The organism is Legionella pelazae (assembly GCF_052527395.1).
The window spans coordinates 24,954-42,667 of sequence record NZ_JBNVZS010000004.1 but is presented as its reverse complement, the minus strand read 5'-3'; the positions used below and the strand labels follow the sequence as shown (position 1 = coordinate 42,667).

The following is a 17,714-nucleotide window of genomic DNA, read 5'->3' as shown; positions in this document are numbered from 1 at the left end:
CCCTTCTCCTACAGTTGAAAACTTAAATACTTACTTATTATCAGTTTTTTTTAATAATTCTATTATTTCTATGGGTATAGGAAAAACAATGGTAGAAGAATTACCTCCGGCTGCAAGGCCCGCTAGTGTCTGTAGGTAGCGTAATTGCAAAGCTTGTGGTGCTCTTGCTAGCACTTCTGCTGCCTGTAATAGTTTCTCCGAAGCTTGTAATTCACCTTCTGCATGAATGACCTTAGCTCGTCTGTCTCGTTCTGCTTCGGCTTGCTTGGCGATGGCTCGGATCATACTTTCGTCAAGATCAACATGCTTAATTTCTACGTTAGATACCTTAATACCCCAGCCATCGGTTTGTTCATCTAAAATTCTTTGTACATCGCTATTTAGCCGCTCTCTTTCTGCTAGCATTTCATCTAATTCGTGTTGACCTAATACAGAACGTAATGTGGTTTGTGCAAGTTGGCTCGTTGCTTCAAAATAATTTTCTACTTGAATAATAGCCTTTTGAGGATCGATGACACGAAAATACAAAACAGCATTCACTCGTACTGAAATATTATCTCTTGAGATAACATCTTGACTAGGTACATCCATAACGACAGTACGTAGATCTACGCGGACTACCTGCTGGATTACAGGAATCACTATAATGAGCCCTGGCCCCTTAATACGCCAAAAACGCCCTAGCATAAATACAACAGCGCGCTCATATTCTCTTAATACTCGGAACATGGAGGTTAATAGAAGAAAGATAATTATAAGAAAGCTAAAAAGATAGGTCATTTCTCATCTCCTTGAATGGCTTCTACCTCTAGCCGTAAGTTATTTACAGCGATTACTCTTATTGGTTGATCTGCGCTAATTGGTTTTTTAGAGTAAGCACTCCAAATCTCACCACGAATAACAACTTGCCCTTGTAGATCAATAGTACTTAGTGATCGCCCTGCTGCACCAATTAGTGTTATAGTGCCATGCTGTAGAGGCTCTTTTCGTGATTTAACAACCATAGTCAATATTATTACAAAAATGAGAATATTAACAGTTGCCATTGCACCAATAACCGACCAGGCAATCTGATAACCTACATGTTCAGTATCAATTAGCAAGATTGAGCCAACAATAAAAGACGCTGTTCCTCCTAGTCCTAATATTCCAAAACTAGGGGCAAAAGCTTCAGCAACAATAAAGGCAATGCCTAAAATGATTAAAGCTAAGCCTGCATAGTTAATGGGCAACAGTTGCAAAGCGTATAGAGCGATTAAAATCGCTACAGCACCAATAACGCCTGGAGCAAGCATACCTGGGTTAACTAATTCAAAAAAGATACCATAGATACCTAGTAATAATAATAAATAAGCAATGGTAGGATCGGTAATTACTAACAGAAATTGCATTCGCCAATCTGGTTTAATGCTCTCTACTTGGGCATTCGTTAAGTCTAATTTAATCTCTCGCCCATTTTGCTTGACTGTTAAGCCATTTAGTTGCGCTAATAAATCATTTCTGTCTTTGGCAATAAAATTAATGACTCGGGCTTCAAGTGCCTCTGGTGCAGTTAAGGTAGCTGCATCCATCACTGCTTTCTCTGCAAAGTCAAGGTTACGGCCACGCAACTGTGCTAATGTACGAATGTAGGCAATAGCGTCATTAGTAACTTTTTTATCCATAGCGGTTTTTTGTTTATTTTTCTCTTCATTTAATCCACCAGTTAAACTAACAGGGCTTGCTGCGCCTAAGTGTGTGCCAGGAGCCATAGCTGCTATAGTACTGGCGTAGAGTAAGAATGTGCCTGCACTTGCAGCACGTGCACCAGCAGGGGCCACATAAGTAACGACAGGAACACGTGAAACAAGAATGGACTGTACAATCTGACGCATTGATTTATCTAGGCCGCCTGGCGTATCGAGCTGAATAAGAATGAGCTCAGCCTCTTGTGCCTTCTCAATACCGCGAATTAGATAATCAGCAGTAGCTGGACTTATACTGCCTTGAATAGATAGTTCAACAATTTTTTTTGCAATAGCATTTTGAGTAAACAGCAATAGAATAATTACTAGTGCCTCTCGTAGATAGAATACGAGTGATACTCGTTGAGAAATTAGCATAAGACATCCTGTTCTTGAGGTGCAAAATTACATTTATGTGATTTTATAATTATTTCTCAATTTTAGAGAAACGCAAAAAATATTATTATCAAGTGTCATGCCAGGTGGTACTACTGCGATGGCGACAATAAATTAATAAAAAGAGCTAGAGAGCCTAGCTTTAATAGGCTTTCTCTTGATTAACCCTCATTTATAAATCAAAATAGAGTTTACATAATTGTACATTTAAATTTTGTAGAAGAATGATCATCTTTAGAGGGTATATCGTTTTGCTCTCTATTAACTTCATTTATAAATGTTCTGCCTGCTGTTTTTAATCTTAAGGAAGTTGAAACCTTAGGTAAAGATTGCGAAGTTGCTACTGATGATTCCAGTATGTCGATACCACTATTTAAAAAGTGAATGGTACGAATCTCTCTATTTACAAAAGACTGTAAATCATGCTGATAATAATCAAGCGGCTCTTTTTCAACAGCAGAGACTTTGAAGTAAAATGAAGAATTAAATTTTTTAACTTCAACATGAGTCTCTTCAAATAGCGCTTTCATCGCTTTAGTAAAAAAAGGAATACAAAAAGCGTTATCATTGAAGCTACGATAAAATGGGCAAGCAAAAGCCTCCTCACCAATTTGAAAAATGACTTTTCCATCAATCTTTTTGCAGAAATGCTTGCTTGCATAAAGAGATAAAGTAATTGTGGATATTTTTAAGCTATCTTTCTCTATAAGCTCGTTAGCAAGATGTTTTCTAGCTTGTAAATAAGTGTTAATAGTCTTAAAGAGTTCAGCTGGAATTTTATTTTGATCAGCAAGAGTATAAGGATTTTTGAAAGTCGCTTCTTTCATGGCTTGATAAGTGGGTTCATCAATAAAAATTCTAAGGGAGATAGGTGTAAGCCCATCTTTTAAGCGACCTACATATTCAGAAACTAAATTATTAGTATAGGAAAGAATACCGGGAAGCTCAGTTACCTTATTTAAAGAACGAGTTTTGCCGATTGCTTTGTATTTTACTTCAATAGCATATCTTAAAGGGTCATTGATTTGGTTTTCACTATTAAAAACTTGTGGATGAATAATGCCTCGCAATCCACCACTACCTACAAAGTAATCAGTATTGGGATATTGGCTTTTTAATTCATTAAAGTCTTTAATTTCTTGATACTGAATCTTAATTCCAATGGCTACGGCATACTTTCTTAACGTTATTTCTAGATCACTAATCAACACTTTAGCAGGAATGTTATCTAGGATTTCTCCAAAACCCTGACTTCTATCCATATTAGCAAAGGAGCGATGATCAATATACATGGCATGATTGCGTAAAGGCGTCTCATATTTTTCAAACATTAGAATATCTACATATGGACATTGCAATTTTAATTGAATTGCTCCTAAAAGCCCAATAGGGCCTGCGCCAATAAAAATTATATCTGCATCCAAATTCATCTCCGAAATAAAAAGATAATATTAACAATTAATGTAATCTAATTAAACTGTTAGAAAAGCTTTATTATATTTTTATAAATTTTAAGACATTGTTAATTGCAGATTTAATAAAGAGTTATTTAATCTATTCTATTATTTACCTAATAGCTTATTAAATAAGATGAAGCTCATGAAAAATAATTCATTAATCAATTCATGAGCTTTAGCTAAAGTAGTGATGTTATTTAGTTACATAATTAACTGTACGATCTGGAAGATTAAACTTAAGGCCAATCATAAATAGGTTAACGTTAGGTTTATAACGGCCTCTTAGGTAGTCGCCTGAAAGAGGTTCTATTTGGTTTAGAGTTAAATTTTCATATTGTGTGAATTGGTAGGTTAATACTAAATCAGTATTTTTACAAATGTGACCTTCGGTACCTACTTTCAATGCCCACCCTGTTAGCCATTGTTTATCTTTTTTACTAACACCAACATTGCCCGCTGTATTATTAAAATTAATAGCAAATTCACTGGTTTCAATACCAGGTCCTACAAAAAGGCGCATAAAAGGGTTAATTTGATATTCAGGTAGAATAAACAATCCAAAGCCATATCTTAACTTTTCTGTTGCTCGAACATCCTCAGAAAAAAACCAATTATTAATAGTATAATTTGATTTGCCGGCATAAAAGTCTGCATTTCCTTCTAGAGCAATGCCTATTTGATTTAGCAATATAAATTCATAACCAGCAGTTAATTGACCATGAAAATTAGTATAGGTATTGTAAAAATTAGAAGAAGTAGGTTGAGGCTCATCTAAGGGATAGGTAAGATTTTTTTCTAGATTTACATCGTTAATACCCAGATTTACACCGGCATACCAATTAGCTTGGGCTGTAAAGGATAGAGAAATCGCACTTAAGGTGAAAATAATTTTTTTATTCATAACAAACTCTTACCTATAAAATACTTGGAATAGTGATTACATTGGAGGTTACGGCTTTTCTGCTACTTTTTAGAGTAATAGAAACATTAACTTTTCGTGGTGTTCTAATATTACTTACAATAAATCGATTATGAGCCGCATCTAATGCGAGTGTCGCGCCAGGCAGGCCATTTAATCTATAACTTAGACTTGTGTTTGGGGTAAAGCCTGTATAGTAAATAAATGCTTCGCGCGGATTCATAGGATTTCTATCCGCTTGGGTTAAGTGCAGAGCTAAGGTCGAAATACTGAAATTGTTAGCAGATATACTAAAGAATGATTGATTAGAAGCAATAATCATAAGTCGGGCTGTTGTCGTTGCAACATCGGGTATGCGGATGGTTGCAATCCCTGTATTGGGTACTTTCGCGGCGATTAAATAAGGATAACTATTCCCTCCATCAATAGATAAAACAATATTGACAAAGTCAACATTGATTGGCGGCTCATTGGTATCTGCTACTTGCCAGGTAACAACTTGTGTTGTATCGCCAGTTAATTGAATACCAGGTGCACTAGGATACGTTATTAAAAAAGGGCCTGCATCAGCGTTAATTGTTACGCTAGTATCTCTATAAGCATTACAAGAGCCGCCTAGGGTATTGTTGCGAACAGATACCCGAAAGTGCATTATACGTGATACAGCAGGCAGGACTTCCCAAGTAAAGGGGCCATTATTAGCCAAAGCGCTTAAATTGGGGAAGAAGCGGACCGGGCTTAAATTGGGTGGCAGGCTTCTAAAATTAGGCCCCTCTGTTGATTCAATACGAGGGGGCTGTGGTGAAACTTCATTATCCATTTGCTCCCAAGTATAAGTTAAAGTGGTGCCGCTATTACTTCTGGCTGATGCATTTAATGCAAAGGGCGTACTTGCTGGGACAACTATAGCAGATAAAGGACGAATACTTGGCGCAGGAGGAATAGGCGTTTTAACTGCACAGGTATGGCTAGGGCTAGAAATGAAATGACCTATTTCCTGTAAATTAATACCATGAAAATAACTATCAGAACGCATTTGCACATTAGGTGGACAAATGCCAGCGTAAGCCATGATCGTGCTACCGCTTCCAGGCTCAACTGCGGTAGGATCATTTCTATTACAATCATTATTTTGCGTATGGTTAGCGCCGAATTGATGGCCCATCTCATGGGCTACATAGTCTACATCAAAGGGATCACCGATAGGTGAGTTAAACGTGGTAGCACCCATCGCTTTTGCTTCTAAAGTACAAACACTGCGAAGCGCAGCAAGGCCGTTATTAGCACTTGAAGCGTCAACGACATGACCGATATCGTAATTAGCTGAACCAATGACTGCATCAAGGTTACTTTGGTTTTCTTCTAATAAAGCATCCGTATCGCCTGAAGTGTAAGGTTGAGCTGCCGGATTGGCATAGATAATTTTGATATTATCAGGAATAAGCTCCATTGTTACAGCAATGTCTCGCTCATAAATACCATTAATACGATTTAAGGTAGTCACTTCAGCCGCTAAAGCTGCTGGAACTGATCCACCATAGAAGGCTGTATATTGAGCAGTGGCTGCTAAAGCGAGTCGATACTTTCTTAACTCACAACTTGCAAATCTGGCGAAGCGGTTAGAATTATTGAAGCTGATTAGAGAGGATTGCCCAGAAACATTACATTTGTTAGTTCTCGTATTAATAAGATCTTTTTTGTAATAAACAACATAGTCTTGAATATCGCCAGGATAGAGAGGATCAATGAAAATTGCGCTTTTATTGGGAACCAAAATCATGGCGTGAAAACCTAACGGTGTTAAATCGAATTTCGCCAGTTCACTAGGATTATTAACGCTATAGCCATCAAATGTTTTAATTTCAGGAAATTGCGCTGCCAATTGAGGATGCATTGTACTATTGACCACCACTTGATACACATGAATTGTGCCATCTGGATGCGGTAAGTTTATTAAAGTAGCGGGCTCTTTCGTTATGTTATCTCGGTGTGGTACAGAGGCTAGCTCGTTATAAAGACCCTTTGTGTCAATCTCCACAATACGATATTGATTAGAACTAAAATGAAACCGACTACTCGTTAAGGAAAAATTCTTTATTTCACGCGTTACAGGATAAATTACTTTATTAGGTGGTTGCTCTGCGGCAAATAAATTAGAAAAAGATAACAGCAGCAATACGCTGGTTGGCGTCCTTGTCATTGTTTTTACAATCCTTACATATAATTCAAAATATCAGGGACATATCCTAAATTTAATTAATTTTAATTTCAATGGAAAATTGCGAAAAAGACTAGGGTCTGTTAACCATGCATTTTTAAATGTCTAAAGCGCTATGTTTTGTAGCATGGCTGGGGTTATTACATATACAATTAACCTTAGTACTAATTGATGATTAGAATTCCGCTTACGAAGTAACGCAGAGTTTATGAGATGACACAGAATTTGCAGGGATGATTTATGATCATTTTGTTATCACGGGCTCGCAAATTTATCATGAAACGAGCCGCATAAGATAGATCTTATAGATCACTTATCAATAGACTCTTATCTTTTATATGAAAAAAGAATAAAGAGCTTAAGTCGATTAGCCGCTTCACTACTCATTTGTGCAGTGTAATTTATAAGCCCACTACAGTGACATAATTGAAAGCATTTATAAATAGTGTAACTTTTAAGCTTTATTTATCACTTATACTCAGAAGACTGGGTATTAATTTCTTCTTCACTTGGCGTTAGAGTTGGTTTATCGTTTTTTTCTGTTGAGCCGTCATTAAAAAATGTAGTTTTTGTTTGATATTTTTCTAGTCTTCTTTGTTTATCTAATTCAACTTTTTCGTCAAATAAGGGCAGAACATCTGGATATTGTGCAGATACGTGCTCTCGGAGATGTTGTTGCACTACAAAATTAGCTAAACGAATCATGCTCAGTTTTTGAGGATTGCTCCAATCTAATTCAGCTAATTCTATTTTACCCAATTCTTTTTTACCATATTCCTTTTTATCTGACTCAGCCGGCTTGCTTCTTGGACTATGATGACTGTAGATGTGTAGTATAGTTTTAGCTAACTCTACTTGACATTCTTTTAAGAAATTTTCATTTTCAATTTTGTTTAATTCAGTTGCAATTCCAACAAGGATTGTTGCTATCTCATCGAAAAGAAGCTCACTACGCTCTTTGTTTCCTAGGGAAGTAAAGTGAGATTTTTGTAATGTAACATCAAAATTTGCTCTCAACTTTTTTATATCTTCTAATAGGGTTCTTTCATGTCCTTTTTTAACCTCCTTAGAACTTGATCCCGCTAGCAATTTAACGTCTTCTTCTATTTTTTGCTTATAAAGTGTAATCTCATTTATGGTTTTCTGTTTGTATGCGTTTAGAGGGGCACTAATATCAGGATAATTAACAAAAAAGGTTTGTAACAATATCTCCTTCGGTAAATCTCGATTTCCTTTCATGGCCGTAGACATGAGTTTATAAGCAAAAGCGCCTTTTATTTTATCCACCAAAAATTCCAATTCAGTGTCTGAAAATTCCTTTTTTCTATCTTGATAAAAACGCTGCCACTCTGGAGTTTGTTCAATCAGCTTAAAAAAATCTTCGATAAAAGATTTTGCAAATATTTTGCTTTTCTCATCCATAACAGCCTGAACAGTCGCTAGCCGCTGTAAAGTATATTCCCCAAATTCTTTATTTTCAAAAAATCTATCCATTCCTTCTTGAATTATTTGCTCTGAGGAGGGAGGAGGAGGGGGGGAATTTTTTTCTTTTGGTTTTTCCTTAGTAGCGCTTTCATTTGTATTTTCCTCGACTGGTGGATTATAAATTTTTGCATCAGAAAACAAGCGTCCACTAGAGCCTATACCTCGTATATCTGATTTCCCTTGAAACGCTTCAAGGAAATTGCGACTATTAATCTCAGCTACCACTTGTAGGTATTCCACGACAAATTTGGCTTGCTCCCTGACAGCCATTTCTACTTCTTGAGGCAGATTATTAGAAGATTCTTGCTTTGTCTCCATAGTAACACCCTAAATTTGTACTAATTTTATACATTATAGCAAATTATTAGTTAAATCCTCGCCCTAAATTAGAAGGCCTTGTTTATTAAATTTCTTTACTGCATTTATTAACCTTCTGTTATATCAATAAAACCGGTGGCATAATATGCATACATTATTGATACGATGTTTAATTTAAAGGCAGTATGCGTGGTTAAGAAATTAATAATTTTTTCTTTATTCTTAGTATGCGTTACCGTCAATGCAAAGCCCTTTATAGATGAAGAAGTCTTAAAAGCAATGCGAGCAGTGCATTTAGAGCAGCAAGGCATCTATCAATCATTAATTATCTTTTTTAAATCTAATTATAGAAAGGACGTCTTTGTCCAAGTTATGCGAAGAGATTCTACTTTATTACTAATGCCTCTTGATTTTATGCCAGTCGTTGTAGTGACCTTTTTACCGACAGATAAAATTTATAAGAAATTGATTTCTTTTCCTGGCACGCTTTATATTGCTCTTAATAAACCGGCCGATGAAAAGGTAGAAATTAGCTCGCATTCCATTAAACCTAAAGTGCCTTTTCGTTATCCAGGTATTGATTTATGGTGGGAACATGGGTTTGATGGACATAAAGGTGTGTTAGGCTTAATCGATTCAGGAATTGCTCCTGATCATCCAGCATTATCAACAAAAAAAATTATTATTAATAAGACAGCTACTTCTCACTATATCGATTATCCCTTTGGAGTCCGTACCGCGCATGGCACAGGCGTCGCTTGCATTTATGCCGGGTTACCGCCTGAAAGTACCCAATATTTACAGGGCGTTGCTTATAAAACGCCTGTCATTTTATCTACTTTGGCGGGTGAAGGAACAGCGCATAAGCATCATTTTGGGCTTACTTATTCCAGTTTAAATTGGCTTTTAGCATCGAAATATCGGCCTTCAGTCATTAATTATAGCTTTGGCAATGGTAGCGTTACCTGTCCCTTTTGTCCTGACTGGAGTGGTTTAAGCAAGATTGTGGATTATATTGTCAATCAGAAAAAAATATTATGGGTAACTTCGGCTGGAAATAATGGCTATATTAAGCAGAAAGGACGCCCGCCTTTTGTTTCGACGATGACAGTACCTGCCGAAAGTTACAATGCGCTGACTGTTGCTAACATGAATATGTATAGCAATACTAACGCCACCAATCGGAAATTTGATAGACAAAGTCATGCTATTTATTACACTAGCAGTCGTGGGCCTACTCTTATAGGGCGAAAAAAACCTGATATTGCAGCGCCAGGCAATGATACATGGACTTGTGCGCCTGATCCTAAGAAATATCAGTTAAATTACCTAAAATCAATGCATTATAAGAATGGTTATCGTTTCATGGGAGGAACAAGTTCAGCAGCACCTCACGTAGGTGGGGCAGTGCTTTTGTTAAATGATGCTGGTATTACCAATCCCATGGCTATTAAGGCTTTATTAATTAATAGTGCAGATACCTGGACAGATAGTAATAAGCCAGGCCCCGATGATCCGAACTTTGCCTATCAAGGTGGTCATCGGCAAGTGATTGGCTCTGAATGGAATCCAACTTACGGTTGGGGCTATATGAATTTGCAGACTGCCTTTTATCAACGAAAATTTATTATTGAAGATAAATTATCACTTAACAAACCGCTAGTAGAATATCGCATAAGAATGCATTATCAAGATAAGGTTACTTTAGTTCACGAGCGTCGAGTTGGCTTTAATAATAAGGGCCGTTTATGGCAATTAAGTCATTTAGATTTAGAAATTTTGGATGCTTCGAATGGTAAATTGCTTGCGAAAGATGGCAGCTCTATTGATAATGTGCATCAAGTATCTCTTTGTAATTCTCTCAATTTAAGTCGTTGCTTTCAACTTGCGCCTAGAGAAGTGATAGTGAGGGTTAGATTACAAAGCTCAAGAATTGATGGTAGTACTGAAGAGTCTTTTGCCCTAGCATTACCGGTAAAAATTACTACTACTGTGAAATGAAAGCCAAGTATCTTAGTAAGGAGAAAATAGTTTGGAACTTGATATTATCACCTATGAAGAATTGCTAAATCCTACCTTCAATGCAAAGAGAATAGAAAAGCCCCTATTAGATAAGGGAATTTTAGGTATCAGTCATGTTCCTCAGTTCGAGCTTAAATATAAAGAGTATATTAAAGTAGCCAGGCAATTTTCTCTTCTGAGTGAGTCTATTAAAAAACGATATGCGCCTAATTTAGATTCTGGCTTAACAGAAGGTTATGAAGTAGGAGCTGAATGGTTTAAAAATGAGGATGGCAAATGGCAAATTGACGCACATAAAGCGTCTTATTACGCCTGTGTGCCAGATAATTCTTTAAATAAGTGGCCAACTGAAATAAATTTAAAAAAGGCCTACCTTGAGCTTGGTGAATTAATCTTTGTAACAGGAAAGAAGCTATTAAATAAAATTGGCCTAAATGAGGAGATGGCTGGCTTAAATCATGATTCACTGCAAGGCTATGGCAGAATGCTTCATTATCAAAGAGCAAAAGGTTTAGCAGAGAAAGATGATAATTGGTGTGGCGCCCATCATGACCATGGTTTATTTACCGGATTAACGCCAGCATCCTATTTTCAAGATGATAAAGAAGTTGAAGAGCCAAAAGAAGCTGGTCTTTACATTATTCCTCATAATAGCCAACGTTTTGAGAAAGTAGAATTACCTCATAAATTTATTTTGTTATTTCAAGTGGGTGAATTTGCTCAGCTTCTCTCTCATGATCGTTTCACAGCAACCAAGCATATGGTTAAGAAGGCACCTGCAGGAATAGAACGCTTTACTTATGCTTTATTTTATTCGCCTGACGAAAAGATGTTAATTAAATCGAATTCCATATTAGCAAAAGATTTACGATACAGTAAAAATCAAACAGCTGAAGGTTGCCTTCGTTATAAAGACTGGGCCGAAGCTTCTCTTAAACTCTATCAAGCTAATTAATTACTAACCTTGAGCAACATAAAAACGAGAATGACTATAAAACCACATCAATATTGCTGATACGAGCAAAAGAAATCCACCTATTAAAATTAATCCAAAGGTGCCTATAATTGGTAAAAGATTAGCGCTAAGGCCAGTTGTTGCCCAAGCCATAGCCATTAGAGCGCCCGAAAGTCCCATAACCCATCCTTGGGCTGATTTATCAACACTATCTGAGAAGGCTGTCAATAGGGCTGTATAAGCAATCATATCAAAAGCACTAATTGGAAAGGCCAAAAGCCAAATTTCCCACTCTTTCGTGCTAAATACCGTTAATACGAGACCTATTCCAACAGTAAAAAGACAAATAATGGCAATGGTGTTAACTTGCCAGATACGCAGCATTAAGCGCATGCCTACTGTTAATGAAACAACGAAACACAGGCCAATAAACGCATTAAAAGCGCCTAACTGCCAATTTAAATAGTGATAATCATTGTGTAATAACACTAAAATAAATTGGAAATAAATACTAAAACCTAATTGCATCAGTAAGAAAATGATCATGAGCCAGCGAACGCCTTTATGCTTAAGCCCCTCGATGAAAATATAAATAGGCCGCAGTAAGTTCAATGGTTTTTGATTAGGGCTGGTATAAGTTTCTTGAAAGCCATATTGAATCCAAATCGCTGCAATTAAGGCAAGTGTTGCAGAAATAAAAAAAGGGGTCGCGAAATTAAAATAGTGAGAGAGCGAACTATCGGAAAATACCCCTCCAATTAAAGGCCCTGCAACATTCGCAACGCTAAGCGCTAAGGTCATAATACTCATATTAGCTGCCTTATTATCAACAGTACTAATATCTGCAATGGCGGCTTGGGCAATAGGTTGACTGCCGGCCATTAATCCTGAAAAAGCGCGTCCTAACATTAATAGGAAAATACTGGTAAATAAAACGCTTAATCCCATCAACAAAAAACTAATAAAAAGGCCTAACATACAAATTAAGATAACTTTCTTTCTACCCCAATTGTCTGATAGATCACCCATAAAAGAAGCACCAAAAAACATACAGAAAGGATAAAGCATATAGCCTAATCCTAAATAAAAATGGCGCATGTTAATAGATAAATGAGAGGAAAATACCGTATTGGGATTAGTAAACATCGCTGTCATGATAGGATAAACTAGCCCAAATCCCATCCCGTCGACTACGATGGCTAATAGACAGGGCAGAATCGTATAATTAGTATTTTTCATAGGCTATTGGAATAAAAGAAACATTTCATTAATTTAATAACAATAAACTATTTTTCTCTTTAATAAAGCACTTTAATAAAGAAAAATTGTCGCACTCTTGTTGGTTAATTATTAATCCTACGAAGTAAAGGCTCATGAATCAGATCCATTTTGGAAAGAGCTTTATACTACTGTTGATAGAGTAATTGACTTTCTTGAGAAGGAAGCTAAGTTTAAAGCAGCTCATCCCAAAATACAGGAATTAAAAAGCAAAATTACAGCGCATCTAAACTCTCTTGATAAAGAAAAAGATACAAAACACGAGCACAAAAAAGCAGTTTTAAACACCGCTTTAGACGTTCTTCATGGAGAGAAAGATTTGACGGCATTACATAGCTCTATAAATTCAAACAAAGAATATAATCAATCTGCTTTCTTTCGCAGTAGTAAAACTGAAGAGTTAGTAAAAGAGGTTCTAGATTTTCATGAGTCAACAAAACCTTAATGTAACTTAAATTTATTTTACAAAGATAAAATCTATCTAAAACATAATACAGAATGTGTGTTAATTTACATAAAGTTGTTAATTTACCAATATCTTGCGAGTTAGAGCCATTAAGTCAGTCCAAATATAAGGGAAATTAGATATTTGCAGAATCTGAAATCTAGTCATATCACTGGATCTTGTGGATAAGCCGGTGTTGTTGCTTAAGTAATGAGGCAATATCTCTAAATAACCAACATCACTCCAAATAACTAATGTCATTCCCGCGCAGGCGGGAATCCATCTAAAAATTGACCTCTGTGCTAATTGATGAATAGATCCCCGCCTGCGCGGGGATGACGTAGGATTGCGGGGGATGACGTAGGATTGCGGGGGATGACGTAGGATTGCGGGGGATGATACAGAATTCTCAAGATGACATAGGATCACTTTTGGTTATCATTAGCTCACAAACTTATTGACGCAACAATACTTTGCGAGGATGACATAAGGCCAATTTGGCTATCATTAGTTTTTTAATTATTTGTGCAACAACATTGGACAAGCTGCAGGAGTTGGGCATAAAGAGGGAACAGCTTATTTGTTGGCAGGAAGAGAGAACAGTTTATGGTCGGCACGGAAGATGAAGAGTATTTAATCTTTTTTTAATTTTGCCCTGCCCTGATTTATTTTAACCGCCTACGACGTTCTGCGACTTGTTCGCAGAATCCAAAATTGAAGCTTGTCATACGATTAGAAATTAAGTTGTTTTAAAATTTGTGCAACTTTCTCAACCCTTTCTTTTCGATCTCCCCAAAGCTCAATAAAATAAGGGGCCTTATTAGCAGGCATAACTTGATATCTATGCTTGAAATAAATTTCTTTAAAAAAATTATCAACTTCAGTTCGATATGATTTATCAATAGGACGAATCCCGTCATCTTCAATATCAACTAAATGTTTTTCATTAATTGAAATAAAAATTAAAAGATCAATAAATTTAAGTGATTCTCGAGTAGGGGCAATGAGGCTTTCTATAAATCTTATGTCAAGATCAGTTTGTTTATACGTTTCGGTATAGAGTGAATAGGCAATATAGTCTACCGGACAACGGTCAAAGATGACATTACAGGAAGTATCATGATATTGTTTAACGCGACTTAAATTATAATAAAATTGGATACCGTTACAAAAGCGTGTTGATTCTTTGCCAAATTTAATATTGTAATTATCCCGTAGAGCTCGATAAGGCTCCATTTCAAGATGATAATCTGGATAAGCTTCTACAAAGTCTTGTACAAAGGTACTCTTGCCTAATGAATGTGATCCAGACACGGCGATACGCATAATTTCTTACTTTATAGTGGTCTGTCTCTAATTATAGCAAGTGAAAGCAAATTTAATGTTTACCTATTTTAAGGCTCTTATTAAATAGATGATTTAAATTCTAGCAATTTTTAAATTAAATTAGATTACAAGATCGTAGAGCGCAACTACGGTGATTTTTTCCTTTGCGATTAAATTGAAAAGATATCTGATTAAGCTCTTCGGTTTTTGCTAATAAAAGCTCAATTGGCTCGTTTGCCATTATCATTTCTTCAATTTCTTTCATCATTATCTCAGGTGTTTCTTCTAACTCAGCTTTAGCTTGTGCCACCTGATAATCTTGTGTGGGTTCGGGAGGGGAGGGCTCTTTCATTTTTGCTTGATGATTAAATTGAGAAGATTTTTGCTTAAGCTCTTCCACTTTTGCCATTAAACGTTCAAAATTCTCGCCTTTTAACATCAATCTTTCAATATTTTTCTTTATCATTTCTTGTAATGCTTCTAGCTCAGCTTGAGCTTGTAGTAATCGGAAATCTTGTGTGTATTTGGAAAGCTCTGCGGCTATTAAGGCAGGGGCAATGCGCCACATAAATAGATGACGGTAAAGATAAAACAGTTGTTCTTTATTTAATTGTATATCACAGGCAAGACCATAAAAACCAGAAGATGTTTTTTGACCATATAAATAATAACCTTCTTTCTCAAAACCATGGCATGTACCCGTTTTTAAACTTTCTAAAGATGAGAGAATATCTTGTTTAATTCTTTCAAGAAATTTTTTAGTGAAAAAATTACTTTGACTCATTGATTGATTAGGAATTGACCAAGTGGTGTTAGATAAGTTACTACCAGTGGCCAGCACATAACATTTCATCAATTTTCTTCCTAAGTAATTGTTTTATGCAAAAATATCATGAATAGGTCTCTTAGAGTAATGACACTTATCATTTTTTTGTGGAATTTGAATGTCTTCTAAATAAATAACCGAAAGGGAAAACATAGGGATCAGGCCACAAACCTAATTAAATCTAAATGCAATTAGATTTAAGCTTTAGTATGCTTGCAATCAGTAAGAAATTTTAAATGTTCCTATGCAAACTAAAATTGTTGTTAGATCTTATGAGAAAGCTGATGCGCCAATGCTCGCTGCCATTTACTATAACACTATTCATCAAGTAAATAGCCAAGATTATTCGCCAGAGCAAATCAATGCTTGGGCGCCGACTTCTTCACTACATGCTGAGCGCTGGCAGCTTAAATGGAAAAAGCTAGTTCCCCTAGTTGCGGTTTTGAACGAGGAAATTATCGGCTTTGCTGAGTTTGAATCCACAGGCCACATTGATTGTTTTTATGTGCATCACAATTATCAAGGGCAAGGCGCTGGTAAAGCATTGATGAGTGCAATTGAGAATAAAGCCAAACAAGAGCAAATTCCGCGCTTATATGCTGAGGTAAGCATTACGGCAAAACCTTTTTTTGAAAAGTGTGGTTTTGTGGTTGTTAAACAACAAAAGGTCCTGATTCGTGGTTATGAGTTAACCAATTATCAAATGGAAAAGCGACTAAGTTTTGATAAGGTGACCATCACAGACCTTAATGACGAACGTATACCTAGTATAATTGATGCATTTAATCAATCGAATTGGACTTTAAAACCCGCCTCACTATTTAAACGATATCTCCAAGAGCAACAGCAACAAAAACGTCTGATTTGGCTTGCCTATTATGGTGATCATTTTGCAGGTTACATTACCTTAAAATGGCACTCTAATTATCCTTTCTTTCAAGAAAATCAGATTCCTGAGATTATGGATTTAAATGTATTACCTAAATTCAGAACATTAGGGATTGGCTCTTTGCTTTTAAGTAGTGCTGAGAAAGAAAGTGCTACAAGAAGTAGTCATGTGGGTATTGGCGTTGGCCTTTATTCTGATTATGGCGCTGCTCAGCAGTTGTATATTAAGCGAGATTACATACCAGACGGTCGTGGTATTACTTATCATTATAAAGCCATTTTACCTGGCAATAGTTATCCTGTTGATGATGATTTGATTCTTTGGTTTACAAAAAAGTTAAGGTGAAAGACGTTTTTTATACCAAATATCATTACATTTTTTATAGGCAAAAACGTCTGATAATTCATCGGTTCGATAACTGTAAAATACAACATGGTTGAATAAAAGTTTAAAGCCACAGTAAAAAGGACTCATTGGAATTGATTTTTGGTAATATTCTTGTTCAAGCTTACATCTTTTTTCTTCTAATAAAGTTTTGCTTGCAATAGGTTGTCCAGAAGTAGGTGCATAACTGTGAAAACGAATTTGAGCAGAAGTGGGATAAGTTTGCCAGTAAGTTTGATTGGTTTCGTCGGATAAAGCTTCAATTGAGCCTTTAAATATCGCTTCACGTTGAAATAATTCAAACCAAAAAACGATTGAAGCAATAGGGTTTTCAGTAAGTTCAATGACTTTCTTCGTTGTTTTTTGAGTGAAGAATAAAAGACTTTGTTCATCAATTTCGCGAATAGCAATAACACGCCCGTGAGGAGTAGCTTTTTTATCTGCTGTACAAAGAATGGCTTGCTGGGGGTTAGGTGCACCTGCTTGTTGTTCTTCTTCTAGCCATTGATTAAGTAACTTAATTGGCGATGACATAAGGTGTTTATAATTTTAATTTGAAAAAGTCATTCTACCAATAAAGTAGAGCCATAAAAATAAGATCTTCGTAAATACCATCCACATAGACACCCTTTTTATGAATTCCTTCAATTTCGAAACCAAATTTTTTATAAAGGGAAAGAGCTGTTTGATTATGCTCACGAACGGTTAACTCAATTCGGGTTAAACCTTTTTCTTTCGCTTTCTCTAAGGCGGTTTTTATTAATTGGCTGCCAATTCCCATGCCGCGATAAGGTGCTAAGAGCCCAATGCCTAACACGCCGCGATGAGCAAAAATCGGCCTATCTAAACCAGTGATATCACACCAGCCAATAATTTTTCCCTGTGAAACAGCAACGACTTGCGGCCAATTTTCCTCAAGATTTTTTAAAACGAAATCTATTGTAGTGTGGATAGGGGGTGCTTCTAAAAAAGCTAAATATTTGCGTTCACGGGCAACACTGTCTACAGCTAACCAGAAATCGTTAATATGTTTTTTTTGAATAGGAATTATTTGATAATCCATAATATACAA

Annotated in this window: 14 protein-coding genes; 3 read left to right on the top strand and 11 right to left on the bottom strand. The window is 36.1% G+C overall.

Annotation, left to right across the window (positions count from 1 at the left end):
• Window positions 1-30: 30 nt before the first annotated feature.
• The 6 genes from ACQUW5_RS05920 to ACQUW5_RS05895 all read right to left on the bottom strand — a co-directional run bounded on the left by ACQUW5_RS05920 (window position 31) and on the right by ACQUW5_RS05895 (window position 8,517).
• Window positions 31-780 (bottom strand): slipin family protein, encoded by a 750-nt coding sequence (locus ACQUW5_RS05920; RefSeq protein WP_444990299.1) that lies wholly within the window; start codon window positions 778-780, stop codon window positions 31-33.
• On the bottom strand, window positions 777-2,102 hold the full coding sequence (locus ACQUW5_RS05915) for an NfeD family protein (RefSeq protein WP_444990298.1): 1,326 nt from the start codon (window positions 2,100-2,102) through the stop codon (window positions 777-779). Before ACQUW5_RS05915 ends, ACQUW5_RS05920 begins: the two co-directional genes overlap by 4 nt.
• Window positions 2,103-2,311: 209 nt before the next feature.
• Window positions 2,312-3,544, bottom strand: a complete 1,233-nt coding sequence (locus ACQUW5_RS05910; protein ID WP_444990297.1) for a hypothetical protein — start codon at window positions 3,542-3,544, stop codon at window positions 2,312-2,314.
• A gap of 226 nt (window positions 3,545-3,770) precedes the next feature.
• Window positions 3,771-4,478, bottom strand: a complete 708-nt coding sequence (locus ACQUW5_RS05905) for an outer membrane beta-barrel protein (protein ID WP_444990296.1) — start codon at window positions 4,476-4,478, stop codon at window positions 3,771-3,773.
• 13 nt (window positions 4,479-4,491) lie between these two features.
• Entirely contained in the window at window positions 4,492-6,696 is a 2,205-nt protein-coding gene (locus ACQUW5_RS05900) for a reprolysin-like metallopeptidase (protein WP_444990295.1), read from the bottom strand.
• Between the two features lie 486 nt (window positions 6,697-7,182).
• Window positions 7,183-8,517 (bottom strand): hypothetical protein, encoded by a 1,335-nt coding sequence (locus tag ACQUW5_RS05895; RefSeq protein ID WP_444990294.1) that lies wholly within the window; start codon window positions 8,515-8,517, stop codon window positions 7,183-7,185.
• A 189-nt stretch (window positions 8,518-8,706) separates the two neighbouring features.
• Here ACQUW5_RS05895 and ACQUW5_RS05890 point away from each other — a divergent pair, with 189 nt between their 5' ends.
• Together ACQUW5_RS05890 and ACQUW5_RS05885 are read left to right on the top strand one after the other, a co-directional pair.
• Window positions 8,707-10,518, top strand: a complete 1,812-nt coding sequence (locus ACQUW5_RS05890) for a S8 family peptidase (RefSeq protein WP_444990293.1) — start codon at window positions 8,707-8,709, stop codon at window positions 10,516-10,518.
• Window positions 10,519-10,549: 31 nt separating this feature from the next.
• Complete coding sequence (locus tag ACQUW5_RS05885) at window positions 10,550-11,494, top strand: hypothetical protein (RefSeq protein WP_444990292.1); 945 nt, start codon at window positions 10,550-10,552, stop codon at window positions 11,492-11,494.
• A 3-nt stretch (window positions 11,495-11,497) separates the two neighbouring features.
• Here the strand turns inward: ACQUW5_RS05885 and ACQUW5_RS05880 are convergent, their stop codons facing one another.
• From ACQUW5_RS05880 to ACQUW5_RS05870, 3 genes are all read right to left on the bottom strand, one after another.
• The gene (locus tag ACQUW5_RS05880; protein WP_444990291.1) at window positions 11,498-12,733 is read right to left on the bottom strand and encodes an MFS transporter; all 1,236 of its coding nucleotides are present in this window, start codon (window positions 12,731-12,733) and stop codon (window positions 11,498-11,500) included.
• A gap of 1,216 nt (window positions 12,734-13,949) precedes the next feature.
• Complete coding sequence (locus ACQUW5_RS05875) at window positions 13,950-14,543, bottom strand: AAA family ATPase (protein ID WP_444990290.1); 594 nt, start codon at window positions 14,541-14,543, stop codon at window positions 13,950-13,952.
• A 115-nt stretch (window positions 14,544-14,658) separates the two neighbouring features.
• Entirely contained in the window at window positions 14,659-15,396 is a 738-nt protein-coding gene (locus tag ACQUW5_RS05870; RefSeq protein ID WP_444990289.1) for a hypothetical protein, read from the bottom strand.
• 217 nt (window positions 15,397-15,613) lie between these two features.
• Here ACQUW5_RS05870 and ACQUW5_RS05865 point away from each other — a divergent pair, with 217 nt between their 5' ends.
• Window positions 15,614-16,603 (top strand): GNAT family N-acetyltransferase, encoded by a 990-nt coding sequence (locus ACQUW5_RS05865; RefSeq protein ID WP_444990288.1) that lies wholly within the window; start codon window positions 15,614-15,616, stop codon window positions 16,601-16,603.
• On the opposite strand, the gene ACQUW5_RS05860 is transcribed toward ACQUW5_RS05865, so the two are convergent.
• Window positions 16,595-17,176: a pyridoxine/pyridoxamine 5'-phosphate oxidase gene (locus ACQUW5_RS05860; protein WP_444990287.1), complete on the bottom strand. Its 582-nt coding sequence runs from the start codon at window positions 17,174-17,176 to the stop codon at window positions 16,595-16,597. The two genes, ACQUW5_RS05865 and ACQUW5_RS05860, sit on opposite strands and share 9 nt — an antisense overlap.
• A 34-nt stretch (window positions 17,177-17,210) precedes the next feature.
• Complete coding sequence (locus ACQUW5_RS05855; RefSeq protein ID WP_444990286.1) at window positions 17,211-17,705, bottom strand: GNAT family N-acetyltransferase; 495 nt, start codon at window positions 17,703-17,705, stop codon at window positions 17,211-17,213.
• Window positions 17,706-17,714: the final 9 nt, after the last annotated feature.